This is a genomic window from Litchfieldella rifensis, assembly GCF_042646605.1.
In the GTDB taxonomy this organism is placed as follows: Bacteria; Pseudomonadota; Gammaproteobacteria; order Pseudomonadales; family Halomonadaceae; genus Litchfieldella; species Litchfieldella rifensis.
Genome location: NZ_JBHRUG010000019.1, coordinates 1 through 17,236 on the forward strand (window position 1 = coordinate 1; position 17,236 = coordinate 17,236).

The window sequence follows — 17,236 nt, forward strand, 5'->3', positions numbered from 1 at the left end:
TTCAGGCGCACCACGTCGACCCCGGCACGAATCATGGCCTCGAGCACCCCCTCGCGGTCGCTGGCCGGGCCCAGGGTGGCGACGATCTTGGTGCGGCGAATGGGCGTGTGGGGCATCGGATTCATGCGGACCTCGGCAGCACCAGGATGGCGCGGAAATCGTTGACGTTGGTACGGGTCGGGCCGGTGACGATCAGGTCGTCGAGCTCGGCGAAGAAGCTGTAGGCATCGTTGCGCGCCAGGTAATCCGGGGGTGACAGTCGTGCGGCACGAGCGCGCGCCCAGCACGCGGGACCGAACAGCGCGCCGGCGTTGTCCTCGGAGCCGTCGATGCCATCGGTATCGATGGCCAGGGCGTGGATGCCCTCGGCGCCCTCGAGCGTCTCGAACAACCCCAGCAGGTATTCGACGTTGCGCCCGCCGCGACCGTCACCACGTACGGTGACACTGGTCTCGCCGCCGGAGAGGAGCAACAGTGGCCGTTCGATCTCTCCCTGGCGCTCGAGCGCCAGGCGCGCCTGGGCACGTCCCAGGTCGCGGGCCTCGCCCTCCAGGGCATCGCCCAGCACCCTCACCTCCAGCCCCTCGCGCTCGGCATGTTCGCGAGCCGCTTCCAGGGCGTCGCGGGCGCGCGCCAACACCACTGCCTCGTCGCGCGCGAAATCGCCGGCATCTGGCCGCGGCGCGCTGTCGTCCGCCACCAGATGACGGCGGACACTGTCGGGAATCTCGATCGCGTAACGCTCGAGAATCGCCAGGGCGTCCTGTGGGGTGGAGTCATCGGGCAGCGTGGGGCCGGAGGCGATCAGGGTCGGATCGTCGCCCGGCACGTCGGAGATCAGGTAGGTCACCACCCGGGCCGGATGCGCGCAGGCGGCCAAACGCCCGCCCTTGATCGCCGACAGGTGACGGCGCACGGTGTTGATCTCGCGAATCGGTGCGCCACAACGCAGCAACGCCCTGTTGATGGCCTGCTTCTGGTGCAGGGTCAGCCCCGGCGCCGGCAGCGTCATCAGTGCCGAGCCGCCGCCGGAAACCAGCGCGATCACCAGGTCGTCCGAGCCCAGGTCACGCACCGCGTCGAGCATGCGACGCGCGGCCCGCTCGCCCAGTTCGTCGGGCATGGGGTGTGAGGCCTCGAGCACTTCGATACGCCGGCAGCGCTCGCCATGGCCGTAACGGGTCACCACCAGCCCGGAGAGCTCGGCCGCGGGGTGGTGTCGCTGCCAGGCCGTTTCCAGGGCCCGCGCCATGGCCGCGGCGGCCTTGCCGGCCCCGACCACCACGGTGCGACCGGCCGGCGGTGGGGGCAGTTGATCCGGCAGCAAGCTGTCGGGATGGACGGCGGCCACCGCCGTCTCGGCCAGGCGTGTCAGCCACTGGCGCGTGGCCACCTCAGTGGTGAAGGGAGCGGAGGGAGCAAAGGCATTCATCGGCAGACTCCTCGGGCAGGCGCCAGGGGCAACGAGAGATCACAAAAAATCCGGCGACAGGCAAAGGCAGCACAGGGTGAGGCCTGCCACCGGTGGAGGGCCACGCGAGAGCCTGGGCCGCTCGCACGACGCGAGAACGGCCCCAGACGTCACGGCGTGGCGATGGCAGACGACGACCCGACGCCTGCCAACTCGGCGGGGGCACGCCCCCGTTGATTCTCGACTCGCTTACTGGCCGACCTCGTGGTCGCCGAGGGCTTCCAGTGCGCGCAGGATGCCGGCATGGTCCCAGTCGGCGCCGCCATGCGCGGCACAGGCCTGGAACAGTTGTTGGGCATTGGCGGTGCCCGGCAGTGCCAGGTTCAGGCTGCGTGCGCCTTCCAGAGCCAGATTGAGATCCTTCTGGTGCAGGCGGATGCGGAAGCCCGGATCGAAGGTGCGCTTGATCATGCGCTCGCCGTGGACGTCGAGGATCTTCGACTGCGCCAGGCCACCGAGCAGCGATTCACGCACCTTGGCCACATCGGCACCGGCCTTCGAGGCGAACAACAGCCCCTCGGCCACCGCCTCGATGGTCAGGGCGACGACGATCTGGTTGGCGACCTTGCAGGTCTGGCCGTCGCCATGGCCGCCGATATGGGTGATGGTCTTGCCCATGACCTCGAGGATCGGCTTGGCGCGCTCGAAGCCCTGTTGGGTGGCACCGACCATGATGGTCAGGGCGGCATTGATGGCCCCACCCTCGCCACCGGAGACCGGTGCATCGACGTATTCGCCGCCGGCCTCATGAATGCGCTTGGCGAACTCCTGAGTGGCGAGAGGCGCGATGGAGCTCATGTCGATGACCAGGGTGCCGGGCTTGAGGCCCTCGATGACCCCGCCTTCGCCGAACAGCACCTGTTCCACGTCCGGGGTATCCGGCACCATGGTGATGACGATCTCTGAGGCCTCGGCCACCGCCTTGGGGTTGGCCAAGGCCTTGGCGCCCTTGTCGGCCAGCTCGGCCGGCAGCGGCTTATGATGCTCGACGGTCACGATCTCGTGGCCGGCATCCAGCAGGTGGCCCGCCATGGGGCGCCCCATGATGCCCAGGCCGATAAAACCGATCTTGCTCATAATCTCTCTCCTTCCGTCAGGCGGAATTCGTGTTTGTCCTGTTCGGGCGCATTCAGCTCAGGGAGCTCAGCGCACGCCGTCCAACCAGCCCAGTCCTTCACGCGTGGAAGCCTTGGGCTTGTATTCGCAACCGATCCAGCCGTCGTAGCCCAGCCGGTCGAGATGGGCGAACAGGAAGGGGTAGTTGATTTCACCGGTGCCCGGTTCATGACGCCCCGGGTTGTCGGCGAGCTGGATATGGGCGATGCGCGCCAGGTGCTTCTCCATGGTCATCGCCAGATCCCCTTCCATGATCTGCATGTGGTAAATGTCGTACTGCAGCTTGAGGTTGTCACTGCCCACGGCATCGAACAGCGACAACGCCTGTTCGGTGCGATTGAGGAAGAAGCCGGGAATGTCGCGGGTGTTGATCGGCTCGGCCAACAGCAGGATGTTTTCCCGCGACAGCTTGTCGGCGGCGAAACGCAGGTTGTCGATCAACGTCTCCCGGGCCTGCTCCTGGCTCACGCCCTGCGGCTGGATGCCGGCCAGGCAGTTGACCTGCTGGCAACCCAGCGCGGTGGCGTATTCGATGGCCTGCTCCACCCCCTCGCGGAACTCGCTGACCCGGTTCGGGTGGCAGGCGATACCGCGCTCCCCGGCCCCCCAGTCGCCGGCCGGCAGGTTGTGCAGCACCTGGGTCAGGCCATGGGCACCAAGGCGCTCCTTGATCTCGGCCGGTTGATAGGCGTAGGGGAAGAGGTACTCGACGCCCCTGAAGCCGGCCTCGGCGGCCGCCTCGAAGCGATCGAGGAACTCCTCCTCGGTGAACAGCATACTGAGATTGGCGGCAAATTTAGGCATGGTCCGCTCCTTGTCGTGTTGCTTGTCTTGGTCCGCGTGTCGCCCTTGTCAGGTCAGCGACGCGATCGAGGTCGGGGCATCGGTGAGGTTCTCCGCCAGTTCCTCGAATTCGTTGACGCCGTCGAGGTCGGTGCCCATGGCGATATTGGTCACCCGCTCGAGAATGATCTCGACCACCACCGGCACCTGATGCTCGCGCATCAGCTCACGGGCCTTCTCGAAGGCCGGGGCGATGTCGTCCGGCTGAGTGACGCGCAATGCCTTGCAGCCCAGGCCTTCGGCCACCGAGACATGATCGACCCCGTAATCGTTGATCTCGGGACAGTTGATGTTCTCGAACGACAGCTGCACGCAGTAATCCATGTCGAAGCCACGCTGCGCCTGGCGAATCAGCCCCAGGTAGGAGTTGTTCACCAGCACGTGCAGGTAGGGCAGCTTGAACTGCGCCCCGACGGCCAGCTCTTCGACCATGAACTGGAAATCGTAGTCACCGGACAGCGCCACGACTTCGGCGTCGGGGTCGGCGCGCCGCACTCCCAGCGCGGCCGGAATCGTCCAGCCCAGTGGGCCGGCCTGGCCACAATTGATCCAATGCCGCGGCTTGAAGACGTGCAGGAACTGCGCGCCGGCGATCTGCGACAGGCCGATGGTGCTGACATAGCGGGTATTCTTGCCGAACACCTTGTTCATTTCCTCGTAGACGCGTTGCGGCTTGACCGGCACGTTGTCGAAGTGCGTCTTGCGCAGCAGGGCGCGCTTGCGCTCCTGGCACTCTTCGGCCCAGGCGCGGCGATCCTTGAGCTTGCCGGCGGCCTTGAGTTCTCTGGCCACCTCGATGAACAGCTCGAGCGCCGCCTTGGCATCGGAGACGATGCCGTAATCGGGGCCGAAGACCCGGCCGATCTGGGTCGGCTCGATATCCACGTGCACGAACTTGCGACCCTTAGTGTAGGTCTCCACCGAGCCGGTATGGCGATTGGCCCAACGGTTGCCGATCCCCATCACGAAGTCCGCGGCCAGCATGGTGGCGTTGCCATAGCGATGCGAGGTCTGCAGCCCGACCATGCCGGCCATCAGTGGATGGTCGTCGGGAATGGTGCCCCAGCCCATCAGGGTGGGGATGACCGGCACCCCGGTGAGCTCGGCGAACTCGACGAGTTGCTCGGCGGCATCGGCATTGATGATGCCGCCCCCCGCCACCAGCAACGGCTTGTCCGCCTCGTTGAGCATCGCCAGCGCCTTCTCGACCTGCGCCCGCGAGGCACTCGGCTTGTAGGCCGGCAGCGGCTCGTAGGTATCGGGGTCGAACTCGATCTCGCTCATCTGGACATCGATGGGCAGGTCGATCAGCACCGGGCCGGGGCGGCTCGAGCGCATCAACTGGAACGCCTGCTGGAAGGCCCGCGGCACCTGGGCCGGTTCCAGCACGGTGACCGCCCACTTGGTGACCGGACCGGCGATGGCCTGGATATCCACCGCCTGGAAGTCCTCCTTGTGCAGCTTGGCACGCGGCGCCTGGCCGGTGATGCACAGGATCGGAATGGAATCGCCGCTGGCCGAGTAGAGGCCGGTGATCATGTCGGTGCCCGCCGGCCCGGAGGTGCCGATGCAGACCCCGATATTGCCGGCCTTGGTACGGGTATAGCCCTCGGCCATGTGCGAAGCCCCCTCGACGTGGCGCGCCAGCACGTGATCGATGCCTCCGATCCTGCGCATGGCGGCGTAGAAGGGATTGATGGCGGCGCCGGGCAAGCCGAAGGCGACATCGATGCCTTCCTTCTTCAAGACGTGAACGGCGGCTTCTGCTGCTGTCATTCTGGCCACGACGATTCCTCCTCAGTGACACGAGCATTGTTGTTGTATTCAAAACTAGGCGGGACAACACAACCTGTCAATATTTCGTGGAAAATATTTCCATTAAAAATATGAGAAATCGACGAACCACCTTGCCGGTCAAGGAGTTGGCGTGGCAGGCGACGGGCGAAACCCAGGCAGAGGCAGGACCGACCCGCGATAGCGGGCCCGCGGCCGGACACGCCGACGGGGCCGACGGATGAACCGCCGACCCCACGAGTCATGGAAAGGCATCTTGCAAAATGGCGTCCAGGCGCGCGAATCAGTCGAGCGTCACCCGCACCGCCAGCGGATGCTCATCGCAGTTGTTGCCCCGGCCACCGCGATCGACGACCAGGAACTCGCCCTCGCGCTCCAGCACCGACTGGATGGCATGCCAGGTACCGGCACGGTAATTGACGCCCTGACGGCCATCGGTGACGAAGGCGCGCACCTCTCCCGGGTCGATGCTCTCGCCCGGCGGTGCCACCACCACCAGGAAACGTTCGCCGTGCAGCGGCATAAAGGCCTGGCTGCCCAGCGGATGGCGCTCGAGGAACTCGAGTGTCAGCGGCACCTCGACCGGCTGGCTGACGAAGATGCTGATCAGCGTGCGGGCCTCCTCGCCCAGGGTCTCGACCCTGGCCAGGTCGTGGTAACGCCGGGTGCGGCCGGCGTTGATGGGGAAATAGTCGGCGGTGCGCGTATCGATGACGTCGCCGAAAGGCGCAAAGGCCTCCGGCGTCAGCGGCTCGGCTTTCAGTTCCAGCATGGTGGTCTCCTCAGCGCGGGCCCACGCCGCCTCGCTTGGCCTGAAAGCTCGGCGAGCGAAGGTCAGACAAGGCAAAAATCAGCGCAAAAGTGGAGTTTGCGGGGGTGTAAATGAGCATTTTAAGCTGATTTTTAACGCCGTATGGGCAAGCGCAGACAGTTCTCAGGTCAAGCGAAGTTTCATGTGGCGGTTGACGTCCTTGTAGAGGAGATAGCGGAACGGCCCCGGACCACCGGCATAACAGGCCTGCGGGCAGAAGGCGCGCAGCCACATGTAGTCGCCCGCCTCGACCTCGACCCAGTCCTGATTGAGGTGATAGACCGCCTTGCCTTCGAGTACGTAGAGCCCATGCTCCATGACGTGCGTCTCGTCGAAGGGAATCACGCCGCCGGGCTGGAAAGTGACGATATTGACATGCATGTCATGGCGTAGATCTTCCGGGTCGACGAAGCGGGTCGTGACCCATTTCTCGTCGGTGTCCGGCATCGGCGTCGGCGGGATGTCGTTCTCGTTGGTGACGAAGGCCTCCGGTACCTCGATGCCCTCGACAGGCTCGTAGGCCTTGCGCACCCAGTGAAAACGCACCGGCGCGTCGGCATCGTTGCGTACCTGCCAGCGGCTTCCCGGCGGGAGGAAGGCATAGCCACCCGGTCGCATGACATACCGTTCCCCGGCCAGGGTCAGGCTCAGTTCGCCTTCCACCACGAACAGCACGCCTTCGGCGCCGGGGTCCAGCTCCGGCTTGTCGCTGCCACCGCCGGGTGCCACCTCCATGATGTACTGCGAAAAGGTTTCGGCGAAGCCGGACAGCGGACGGGACAGCACCCACAGCCGGGTATTGTCCCAGAAGGGCAGCTTGCTGGTCACGATGTCACGCAGCACGCCCTTGGGGATCACCGCATAGGCTTCGGTGAACACCGCCCGGTCGGAGAGCAGTTGGGTCTGCGGCGGCAGACCGCCTGTCGGCGCATAGTAATTACGGCTGGCCATCGTCCATCCTTTCATCAAGATTTTTATGAATATGGAATTTATTTTCAGATTAGCCTTCGTTCCGCGCCGAAGCAAGCATCCACGACAATTGTATACAAAAATGGTCGTGGATGAATTAGCCTTTCAGGTGCCCGCCGCCGAACCGGCGGCCACGCGATCATGAGCTTGGGAAGGCAGCGGACTCGTCGGGTCAGAGGACCGCTGAGAGGAATTGCTTCAGCTCGGGAGAGCGAGGATGGTCGAAGAGGGTCTTGGGGTCACCCTGCTCGTGAATGCGCCCGTGGTGCATGAAAACGACGCGATCGGCGACATCGTGCGCGAACTTCATCTCGTGGGTGACCAGGATCAGCGTCATGCCCTCCGCGGCCAGCGCTTCGAGTACCCGCAGCACTTCGCCCACCAGCTCGGGATCCAAGGCCGAGGTGACCTCATCGCAGAGCAGGACCTTGGGGCTCATGGCCAGCGCCCGGGCAATGGCCACCCGCTGCTGCTGGCCGCCGGAGAGCTGCGCGGGATAGGCGCCGAACTTCTCCAGCATGCCGACCTTGTCGAGCACTTCCCTCGCCAGGCGGGCGGCTGCCCCCTTCTCCCTGCCGCGCACGACGATGGGCGCCAGCATGACGTTCTCGCCCACGGTCTTGTGGGGAAACAGGTTGAAGCTCTGGAAGACCATGCCGACGTTGCGGCTCAAATCGCCTGGCGCCATGGCCTCGGCGTCGAGCTCTTGGCCGGCGATCTCGATGGTACCGCCATCGTGCTGCTCGAGCTGGTTCAGGCAACGCAACAAGGTGCTCTTTCCGGAACCGCTACGACCGATGATGGCGACGACCTCGCCGGGGGCGACCTCGAGGTCCACGCCTTTGAGAACCTCCAGCGCCTCGAAGGACTTATGCAGATCCTTAACGCATACCAGCGTCATATAATTTTCTCTCCAGGTAGCGCGAATAGCATGACAGCGGATAGCAGAGGGCAAAGTAGAGCAATGCCACGAGCGCAAAGATGGTGAAGGGCGCGAAGGTCGCATTGTTGAGCATGGTGCCGGCCTTGGTCAGTTCGACGAAGCCGATGACCGATGCCAGGGCCGTGCCTTTGATGACCTGCACCGAAAAACCGACCGTGGGCGGCACCGACAGGCGTAGCGCCTGGGGCAGGATGACATGCCGCATCGTCTGCAAGTAGTTCAGTCCCAGAACGCGGGAGGCCTGCCACTGCCCCTTGGCTACCGCCTCGATGCAGCCCCGCCAGATATCGCAGAGAAAGGCGCTGGTGAATAGCGTCAGGGCGAGCGATGCCGCGGCCCACGCCGAGACATTGAAACCCAGCGCGGCCGCGCCGAAGAACGCCAGGAACAGCTGCATCAACAGCGGCGTCCCCTGAAAGACATCCACATAGATGTTGATCGGGTATCGGAGCCACTTCGCCCCCGACAGGCGCAGGAGGGTCAGCACGAAGCCCAATGCTGCACCGCCGAGGAAGGCGATCAGCGACAGGACGACGGTCCAGCGTGCCGCCAGCAACAGATTACGGACGATATCCCACAGCGTGAACTCGATCATGCTCGCTCCCCCCGTCGATAGGCGAAGAGGCGACGCCCGGCCAGCATGAACGCCTGGCGCATGCCGACCGCCAGTAACAGGTAGACGGCGGTGGCCAACAGATACACCTCGAAGCTGCGGAAATTGCGCGACTGGATGAAGTTGGCCGCATAGGTCAGGTCGAACACCGAGATCTGCGAAACCACCGCCGACCCGAGCATGACGATGATGCACTGGCTGGTCAGGGCGGGGTAGATGCGCGCGAAGGCCGGCACCAGCACCACATGGCGGTAGCTCTGCAGTCTCGACATGCCCAGGGTCCGGGCCGCCTCGAGCTGGCCGCGCCCCGTGGCCTCGATCCCGGCACGCAGGATCTCCGCGGAATACGCCGCCAGGTTCAACGTCATGGCCAGGAAGGCGGCGGTGACCGCGTCGATCTTGATGCCGAACGCCGGCAGGCCGAAGAAGATGAAGAACAGCTGAACGATGAAAGGGGTGTTGCGGGTCAGCTCGACGTAACCACCCAATGTCCGCCGGACCCACACGCTGGCATGCAGCCTCAGATAGGCCACGACGACGGCCAGCATCAAGCCCGCCAGGGTGGTCACCACGGTCAGTACGACCGTGGTGGCCAGCCCTCGCCACAGCTCGCCGGCATAGGGCAGCAGCGTCGTGAAATCAAGAATCAGCCCCATGAGCCCGCCTCACATCCCGAAATTGTCGGGCAGGCCGGCATGGAACCATTCCCGGGAGAGCGCCTCGAGAGTGCCGTCCTGCAAGGCCTGGGCGATCAGCTCGTTGACCTTCGCCATCAGCACCGGCTCCTGTTTGTTCATGCCGATGTAGCAAGGGGAGTCCTTGAGCTGATAGCGCAGCGCCGGCGCCCGCTGGCTATTGCGCCCGGCGATCTCGGCGGCCACCAGGTTGCCGGTGGCGATGTAATCCACTTGTCCCGACAGGAAGGCGGAAATGGTGGTCGCATTGTCCTCGAAACGCTGGATCGTGGTGTCGTCAGGTGCGATCTCGGTGAGCTCCATGTCCTCCACCGCACCGCGGGTCACGCCGATGGTCTTGCCGCTGAGCGCTTCCGCCGATCCCATCGGCTCGCTGTCACTGGTGCCGAATACCCCGAGGAAGAAGGGCGCATAGGCATTGGAGAAATCGATCATGGCCTCGCGCTCCGGGTTCTTGCCCAGGCTCGAGATCACTAGATCTACCTGGCGGGTCTGCAGGAACGGAACGCGATTGGCACTGGTCACACTCACCAGTTCGAGCGCTACCCCCATCTCGTCGGCCAAGTAGTTCGCCATGTCGATATCGTAGCCGCGCGGCTGCAGATCGGTGCCCACCGAGCCGAACGGCGGAAAGTCCTGCGGCACGGCGACACGCAGGGTGCCGCGCTGCTCGATCTCGGACAAGGCATCGGCCTGGGCCGACTGACCGATGACAGCCGCCCCCAAAGCCGCTATCGCGAACAGGCCGGTGGCGAGCCCCCGTTTCATGCCCTTGAAACCACGATCCCGAGATCCCATCGATGTCCTCCTGGCAGCTGAACTGCATATGCGTTATTTTGAAACGAATGTCTCATGACTATCACTAAAGAAACTTTCGTTTCATATAAGGGCAAGGTGCATGCCAGGAAATCGAACATTCGTTGTCGATCAAACCATTAGCTGATTTGGCGCTGCATGTTGTCGTGGTGAGAGCGTCACCGTGGCCCTCTCTTGGGGCACTGAGGGCGGGAGAACAAGGCGGGGCGCACCATCATGGCGCGCGGACCGTGGTCAGAGCGCCATCAGGGGGAGAGCTCATCCAACTGCTCATAAAGCTCACTCACCGCATCGATACGGCTACGGCCTTGAGCGAGACGATGATGCAACAATCCATTGGCCAGCAGACTGATGAGACTCATCGCACTGGCATAGCTGTCGAAGGCGGAGATACTGTCGAGCGCGCATTCCCACCGCCAGTCGACCTGCCTTTCGAAACCGGCGGCCGTGGCATCGGCGATCAGCAGCACCCGGCAGGGAATGGTGTCGAACGCCCTTACCACGTCTTCGAAAATCCGCGGGCGACGCCGGAAGCCGAACAGGACCACGAGATCCTCCTGCCCCAGACCGACCAGTTCCTCGGCCAGCGACTGGTTGGGTTCGGGTGCCAACCTGACCTGCTCTCGCGCCTGGATCAACTGCTGTCGGCAGTGCATCGCCAGTGGGTAGCTATTGCGGAATCCCACCACCACGACCTGGCGTGCACGATCCAGACAGTGCACGACGTCTTCGAAAACCCGGGGCTCGATTCCCGCCAGAGCCCGCCGCAGGTTTTCCTCTTCGCGCTGGAGATGACGCTTGAAGCGCTCGCCATCGCCCTCCATCGCATCGGCATCGGTGACCAGGGGCATGCCCAGACTGCGCAACTGCCGGGCATGCACCTTCACGGCCTGATAACTATCGAAGCCCAGGCGCCGAAACAGCCGGCTGACCGTGGATTTGGAAACCCCGGTCAAGCGCGCCAGATCGGCGGCGCTGTACACCGCCAGGTCGTCGAAGTGGTCGAGAATGAAGGCCGCGACCCGCTGCTCCTGGGTGCTCAACGCATCATACTGCGCCGTAATTCGCTGACCGATGTGTGGCGTCATGGCAACCTGCAATGTCGATAACGATGTGCTGTATGGATACCTCATCCATAGCGGATTAACAATTATCCCCCGTTGCGCCGGTGCCGGGTGCCACACAGGGCAGTACCTGCCACGCTCACCTCGACGGACCGAGGAAGAAATATGTGGAAATAATTTCCAAAATGATCTTCAATCAGAAATAGGCAAGCGTCCGCGGTCGCTGAATCAGCGATCGCGGCTCTTGCCCACTAGCGAAGCGAGGCCATGACTTCGCTTCTTGATTCGATGCCGACACAGAGGCGGCACGGCCCCTGCAACACTCAACAACAAATGCGAGGCACCTCATGTCCCAGCAACCCGCCAGCGCCACCAGCGCCCAGGGCACCAAGAAGCCCTCTTTCCAGATACCGCATATCTATGTGATCTTGTTCCTGTTCATCGCCATCGCGGCGGTGGCGACCCATTTCGTGCCGGCCGGCCAGTACGAACGGATCCCCGGCCCCAACGGCCGCACCACCATCGATGCGGACTCCTTCCAGTTCGTCGACTCGACGCCAGTGGGCCTGGTCGACTTCATGCTGGCGATTCCCAATGGCTTGATGAGTGCCGGTCAGGTGGTGTTCTTCACCTTCATGATCGGCGGCATGTTCATGGTGCTGCGGCGCACCGGCATCATCGAGATCGGTGTCGACAAGCTCAGCCGCCAGTTCGCCAATCGCAGCCTGCTGATGATCCCGGTGCTGATGACGGTATTCGCCGTGGTCGCGACCATCATCGGCACCCAGGAACTGGCGCTGGTCTATGTGCCGGTGATCCTGCCGCTGATGATCGCCCTGCGCTTCGACTCGGTGACCGCTGCCGCCGTGGCCTTGTGCGCCACCACGGCGGGCTTCACCACCGGCATTCTCAACCCGATCAACACCGGCCTCGGCCAGCAGCTCTCCAATCTGCCGCTGTACTCCGGTTTCGGGCTGCGGGCCATGGCCTTCGTCGTGGTGCTGGGTGCCGGCGTCTTCTTCGTCATGCGCTATGCGCGCAAGGTACGCGAGAATCCCGCGCTGAGCCTGATGGCCGGCGACGAAACCGAGGCCGAGAAGCGTTCGCTGTACCAGCACGCCACCGATGAGGGGGCACTGGTCGCCAATGGCCGGCAGAAGCTGGCCGCCATCGCCACCTTCGCCTTCTTCGGTCTGCTGGTCTACGGCGTGCTGCGCCAGGGCTGGTTCATGATGGAGATGGCCGGACTGTTCATCGTCATGGGCATCGTCGTCGGCCTGATCGCCGGCCTGACCACCGAGAGCATCTGCGAGGCGTTCAACAAGGGCTTCCGCGACGTGCTGGTCGGCGCCATGATCGCCGGTATCGCCCGCGGCGTGGCCGTGGTGCTGGAAGATGGCCAGATCATGGACACGCTGGTCTACGGCCTGGGCAATCTGGTCGGCGAACTGCCCACCTTGATGTCGGCCATCGGCATGTACTTCGCCCAGCTGGGCTTCAACTTCGTGGTGCCCTCCGGCAGCGGCCAGGCATTGGTCACCATGCCGATCATGGCGCCGCTGTCCGACCTGATCGGCGTGACACGCCAGACCGCGGTACTCGCCTATCAGCTCGGCGATGGCATGGGCAACATCCTCTACCCGACCTCCGGTTACTTCATGGCCACCCTGGCCATCGCCGGCGTGCCCTGGCAGAAGTGGGTCAAGTTCTTCTTCCCGCTGTTCTGCGTATGGGTACTGATCGCGCTGGTCTTCCTGGCCTTCGCCCAAGCCACGCAATGGGTCGGCTGAAACACACCTTCCAGCGACACCCCTCCGGCAGCACCGCGCATCACCTCCATCGTCACGGCGGAGGTGGTGCGCGCGCCTTACCATAGACCCCGAGCCGACCCGACGCATCGCTTCAGCTCGCCTGAGGCGCCGGATGATGCTCGGCCCAGTGGCGGGCGATATCCACACGTCGCGTCACCCATACCCGATCATGGGCCTCGATGTGGTCGAGGAAGCGCTGCAGGGCACGGAAGCGTCCCGGGCGGCCGAGCAGCCGGCAGTGCATGCCCACGGAGAGCATCTTGGGCGTCTCCTCCCCTTCGGCATAGAGCACATCGAAGGCATCGCGCAGATACGTGAAGAAGTGATCCGCGGTGTTGAACCCCTGGGGAGCGGCGAAGCGCATGTCGTTGGTATCGAGGGTATAGGGCACCACCAGGTGCGTATGGGTCTCCCCCTGGCTGTCCTTCGCCCGGGTCCAGAATGGCAGGTCGTCGCCGTAGTAGTCGCTGTCGTAGAGGAAACCGCCTTCGTCGAGCAGCAGACGCCGGGTGTTGGGACTGTCACGGCCGGTATACCAGCCCAGCGGCGCCTCGCCATACAGCGACTGGAAGATCTCGATGGCGCGCTGCATATGCTCGCGCTCGATGTGTTCCGGCACTTCCTGATAATGAATCCAACGGTAGCCATGACAGGCGATCTCGTGACCCAGCTCCTTGAACGCCTGGGCAAGCTCAGGATGACGTTCCAGCGCCATGGCCACGCCGAACACCGTCAGCGGCAAGCCGCGGCGTTCGAACTCGCGAAGGATCCGCCAAACGCCGGCCCGCGAGCCGTACTCGTAGATCGACTCCATACTCAGATGACGGTCGGGATAGGAGGCCGCGCCGATGATCTCGGAGAGGAACTGTTCGGAACCGGCATCGCCATGCAAAACACAGTTCTCGCCGCCCTCCTCATAGTTGAGGACGAACTGCACGGCGATGCGCGCCTGGCCCGGCCAGTTGGCCTGGGGCGGGGTGCGACCATAACCGATCAGGTCACGTGGATAGTCGTCATTGCTGGCAGCGTTCATAGAGCAGCTTCCTTCTTATTGTCTGGTTGCCCGGTCGTGCATTCCGCCATCACTTTGGGCGACACTTTATGTATACAATATTGAAAATAGACTGTATGCAGTTGGCTTGCAAGCCTCGCGTCGCCTTCTCTGCTCATCGCGATCAACGCTTCCGGCTTCGCCTTCGGGTCTCGCACTCACAAGGCCTCCCGCTTTTCGTATACAAAAAATTCAAGCAAGCGCATCGCTACGACGAAAGGCTATACAGCACGACCGTCCGTCATCGCCCCAAAATCCCCAAGAAATCAGCAAAATCAGGATAGCCACCTGTTTTTAAACGATAAAAAATACTTGCTTGCGAAATGCCACGCGGGCTTGCTTTTGCCAACACCATGGCCTACTTTGTGTACAAAGACAAATATTTTTGTTCACAAGAATAAGTCCCTTGCACCAGGAGCATGACCGCCAATGCACATTCGCGTTATCAACCCCAACACCACCGCCGACATGACGGCAGCGATCGGCGAGGCTGCCCGGCAGATCGCCGCGCCGAACACCCGCATCAGCGCCACCCAACCGGCGCATGGCCCGGTTTCCATCGAGAGCCACTTCGACGAGGCCATCAGTGCCGTCGGTGTCCTGGAAGAAGTCCTGGCTGGTGAGCGCGAGCGGGCCGATGCCTATGTCATCGCCTGCTTCGGCGATCCCGGGCTTCAGGCCGCGCGCGAACTGACCCGAGCCCCGGTAATCGGCATCGCCGAAGCGGCCTTCCACATGGCCAGCCTGATCAGCACCCGCTTCTCCATCGTCACCACCCTGGGACGCACCGCCATCATCGCCGAGCACCTGCTGGACAATTACGGTTTCCGTCATCACTGCCGACGGGTGCGCGCCGCGGAAATCCCGGTGCTGGATCTGGAGGAAAACGCCGATGCCGCGCTGGATCGCGTGATCGCCGAATGCCGGCGCGCCAAGGAGGAGGACAATATCGGGGCCATCGTGCTCGGTTGTGGCGGCATGGCCAAGCTGACCGGCCAGATCCGCGAGGCCGTGGGGCTGCCGGTGATCGAGGGCGTCACCGCGGCGGTCAAGCTGGCCGAGGCGCTGGTCGGGCTGGGCCTCGAGACAAGCAAGCATGGCGACCTGGCCTTTCCCAGACCCAAGGCCTTCACCGGGCGCTTCGAGCACCTTTCCCATCTCAACCTTTGAGTCGCACAGGACCCCAACAACACGAGCACGCCGCAAGTGACATCCCGCCGCAGGCGGGGCGTAAAAAAACAAATCCGCGATAGCACCTTGCGAGGACATCACCATGAGCAATAGCGAGCAGCTGCGGGCCCAGGCCACCCTGGCCGACCAGCCGGCAGTCACCACCACCAAGTCCCCGGGCGACGAATCCCTCGCCCCTCAGAAGACCCGCATCATGGGTCGCACCTCCTACCTGCTGGCTTGGTTCGGCGGGTGCGTGTCGATCGGTACCTTCACCATGGGCTCCAGCGTCGTCGGCACCCTCAACCTGATACAGGCTACGCTGGCGATCGCCATCGGCTGCTTCGTGATCGGTATCGCCCTGGCGCTGAATGGCGCGGCAGGCTACAAGTACGGCATTCCCTTCATGGTCCAGGCGCGCAGCGCCTTCGGCTTTGCCGGCACCCGCCTGCCGGGGCTGGTCCGTGCCGTGCCCGCGGTGGTCTGGTACGGTTTCCAGAGCTGGATCGGCGCCGGCGCCCTGAACATGGTGTCGGCGACGCTGTTCGGCTTCGACAACCTGGTGTTCTTCTTCATCACCTTCCAGTTCCTGCAGATCGGCCTGTCGGTGCTCGGCTTCCAGGGTATCAAGTGGCTGGAGAACATTGGCAGCGCCTTCATCCTGGCCTCGCTGGTCTACATGTTCTACAGCACGGTGGTGCGCTACGGCGATGTGCTGTCGGCCAACCTGCTGACCATGGAAGGCTCCTGGGGTCTGCCCTTCTGGGGCGCCACCATGCTGTTCCTGGGCATCTACAGCACCATGATCCTCAACGTCGGCGACTATGCCCGCGAGCACAAGCACGGTACCGGCCCGGGGCTGTTGACCACCATCTACTCGATGTCGATTCTGCCCTGCACCCTGTTCATGGGCCTGATCGGGTTCATGGTTTCCGAGGCCACCGGCGTCGCCGACCCCATCAAGGTGTTCGCCAATGCCGTCGACAACACCCCGCTGCTGATGACCACGCTGCTGTTCATCGCCTTCGCCCAGGTCACCACCAATGTGCTCAACAACGTGGTGCCGCCGACCTATGTGCTGATGGACGTCTTCAAGCTGAAGTTCCGCACCGCCACCGTGATCGTCGGCCTGTTGGCCTTCGCCACCTTCCCCTGGAAGCTGGTGCAGGACGAATCCGCCGCCGGCCTGCAGCTGTTCGTGCAGACCTACTCGGCGTTCCTGGGCCCGATCTTCGCCATCCTGGTGGTCGACTACTTCCTGATCCGTCGTCGCACCCTGGATCTGGCCAAGCTGTACGACGAGCAAGGGCCCTACCGCGGCGTCAACTACGCCGCCTTGATCGCCACTGCCGTCGGCATCGTCGCCGCGCTGAGCTTCTCCGCAGTGTCCTGGTACGCCAGCCTGATTCCGGCCGGCGCCACCTACTATCTGCTGATGCAGCACTGGGCCCCCTGCCAGCGCTTCCGTAGCTGATCGCCTCGGCCTGCCCGGCCTCGCCGGGCAGGCCGGGCCCACCACAACAAGCACAATGGTGAACCCGATGAAAGATAGCGATCTGGATATCCAGAGCATCGACCCGACGCTCTATAACGAAGACCTGGCCCCGATACCGCACAGCAAGCGCTCCTGGGGCTGGTTCGAGATCTTCAACGTGTGGTCGAACGACATCCAGAGCCTGTTCGGCTATACCCTGGCGGCCTCGCTGTTCCTGACCTATGGCCTGAACGGCTGGGCGGTGATGGCGGCCATCATCCTGGCCGGCGTCATCGTGATGTACCTGGTCAACTTGACCGGCAAGCCCAGCGTCAAATATGGGGTTCCCTTCCCGGTGATGATTCGCGCCAGCATGGGGGTGCGCGGCGCCAACTTCCCCGCCATGCTGCGGGCGATCATCGGTATCTTCTGGTACGGGGTGCAGACCTATTTCGCCTCCACCGCGGTCGCACTATTGATCACGGCCCTGTTCGGCGCCGGCGACGGCAGCACGTTCCTGGGGCTGTCGGGCGTGGCCTGGGTGTCCTTCGTGATCGTATGGGTGTTCCAGATCGCGATCTTCTGGCAAGGCATC

General features: G+C 63.6%; 17 protein-coding genes. 4 read left to right on the plus strand and 13 right to left on the minus strand.

Annotated features, from left to right (window positions below):
* The 12 genes from ACFOEV_RS09305 to ACFOEV_RS09360 all read right to left on the minus strand — a co-directional run.
* Positions 1-125, minus strand: a 125-nt coding sequence (locus ACFOEV_RS09305; protein ID WP_386773864.1) for a pyruvate kinase, incomplete at its 3' end; no start/stop codon positions are given.
* The gene (locus ACFOEV_RS09310; protein ID WP_386773169.1) at positions 122-1,432 is read right to left on the minus strand and encodes a glycerate kinase type-2 family protein; all 1,311 of its coding nucleotides are present in this window, start codon (positions 1,430-1,432) and stop codon (positions 122-124) included. The genes ACFOEV_RS09310 and ACFOEV_RS09305, both read right to left, overlap by 4 nt.
* 228 nt (positions 1,433-1,660) lie before the next feature.
* Positions 1,661-2,548, minus strand: a complete 888-nt coding sequence (locus tag ACFOEV_RS09315) for a 2-hydroxy-3-oxopropionate reductase (protein WP_386773171.1) — start codon at positions 2,546-2,548, stop codon at positions 1,661-1,663.
* 66 nt (positions 2,549-2,614) lie between these two features.
* Positions 2,615-3,391 (minus strand): hydroxypyruvate isomerase, encoded by a 777-nt coding sequence (gene hyi / locus ACFOEV_RS09320; RefSeq protein WP_386773173.1) that lies wholly within the window; start codon positions 3,389-3,391, stop codon positions 2,615-2,617.
* A gap of 48 nt (positions 3,392-3,439) precedes the next feature.
* Positions 3,440-5,215: a glyoxylate carboligase gene (gcl, locus tag ACFOEV_RS09325; protein ID WP_449280238.1), complete on the minus strand. Its 1,776-nt coding sequence runs from the start codon at positions 5,213-5,215 to the stop codon at positions 3,440-3,442.
* 292 nt (positions 5,216-5,507) lie between these two features.
* Positions 5,508-5,996 carry an ureidoglycolate lyase gene (locus tag ACFOEV_RS09330; RefSeq protein ID WP_386773175.1) on the minus strand — a complete coding sequence of 163 codons (489 nt, stop codon included), beginning with the start codon at positions 5,994-5,996 and terminating at the stop codon, positions 5,508-5,510.
* Positions 5,997-6,158: 162 nt separating this feature from the next.
* Positions 6,159-6,986 (minus strand): bifunctional allantoicase/(S)-ureidoglycine aminohydrolase, encoded by an 828-nt coding sequence (locus ACFOEV_RS09335; RefSeq protein WP_386773177.1) that lies wholly within the window; start codon positions 6,984-6,986, stop codon positions 6,159-6,161.
* Positions 6,987-7,176: 190 nt separating this feature from the next.
* Positions 7,177-7,905 carry an amino acid ABC transporter ATP-binding protein gene (locus ACFOEV_RS09340; protein WP_386773179.1) on the minus strand — a complete coding sequence of 243 codons (729 nt, stop codon included), beginning with the start codon at positions 7,903-7,905 and terminating at the stop codon, positions 7,177-7,179.
* On the minus strand, positions 7,886-8,542 hold the full coding sequence (locus tag ACFOEV_RS09345) for an amino acid ABC transporter permease (RefSeq protein ID WP_386773181.1): 657 nt from the start codon (positions 8,540-8,542) through the stop codon (positions 7,886-7,888). The genes ACFOEV_RS09340 and ACFOEV_RS09345 overlap by 20 nt, the downstream gene beginning before the upstream one ends.
* Positions 8,539-9,216, minus strand: a complete 678-nt coding sequence (locus ACFOEV_RS09350) for an amino acid ABC transporter permease (RefSeq protein ID WP_386773183.1) — start codon at positions 9,214-9,216, stop codon at positions 8,539-8,541. The genes ACFOEV_RS09345 and ACFOEV_RS09350 overlap by 4 nt, the downstream gene beginning before the upstream one ends.
* A gap of 9 nt (positions 9,217-9,225) precedes the next feature.
* Complete coding sequence (locus ACFOEV_RS09355; protein WP_386773185.1) at positions 9,226-10,053, minus strand: transporter substrate-binding domain-containing protein; 828 nt, start codon at positions 10,051-10,053, stop codon at positions 9,226-9,228.
* Between the two features lie 263 nt (positions 10,054-10,316).
* Positions 10,317-11,159 carry a MurR/RpiR family transcriptional regulator gene (locus ACFOEV_RS09360; protein ID WP_386773187.1) on the minus strand — a complete coding sequence of 281 codons (843 nt, stop codon included), beginning with the start codon at positions 11,157-11,159 and terminating at the stop codon, positions 10,317-10,319.
* A 323-nt stretch (positions 11,160-11,482) separates the two neighbouring features.
* Between ACFOEV_RS09360 and ACFOEV_RS09365 the strand changes: the two genes are divergently transcribed.
* Complete coding sequence (locus tag ACFOEV_RS09365; protein ID WP_386773189.1) at positions 11,483-12,925, plus strand: YfcC family protein; 1,443 nt, start codon at positions 11,483-11,485, stop codon at positions 12,923-12,925.
* 112 nt (positions 12,926-13,037) lie between these two features.
* Here the strand turns inward: ACFOEV_RS09365 and puuE are convergent, their stop codons facing one another.
* Positions 13,038-13,979 carry an allantoinase PuuE gene (gene puuE / locus ACFOEV_RS09370; RefSeq protein ID WP_386773191.1) on the minus strand — a complete coding sequence of 314 codons (942 nt, stop codon included), beginning with the start codon at positions 13,977-13,979 and terminating at the stop codon, positions 13,038-13,040.
* Between the two features lie 447 nt (positions 13,980-14,426).
* Between puuE and ACFOEV_RS09375 the strand changes: the two genes are divergently transcribed.
* From ACFOEV_RS09375 to ACFOEV_RS09385, 3 genes are all read left to right on the plus strand, one after another.
* A complete protein-coding gene (locus ACFOEV_RS09375) occupies positions 14,427-15,167 on the plus strand; it encodes an aspartate/glutamate racemase family protein (RefSeq protein ID WP_386773193.1) in 741 nt (246 codons plus the stop codon).
* Positions 15,168-15,270: 103 nt separating this feature from the next.
* Complete coding sequence (locus ACFOEV_RS09380; protein ID WP_386773195.1) at positions 15,271-16,641, plus strand: NCS1 family transporter; 1,371 nt, start codon at positions 15,271-15,273, stop codon at positions 16,639-16,641.
* A gap of 67 nt (positions 16,642-16,708) precedes the next feature.
* On the plus strand, positions 16,709-17,236 hold a 528-nt coding region (locus ACFOEV_RS09385; protein WP_386773197.1), incomplete at its 3' end, for a cytosine permease.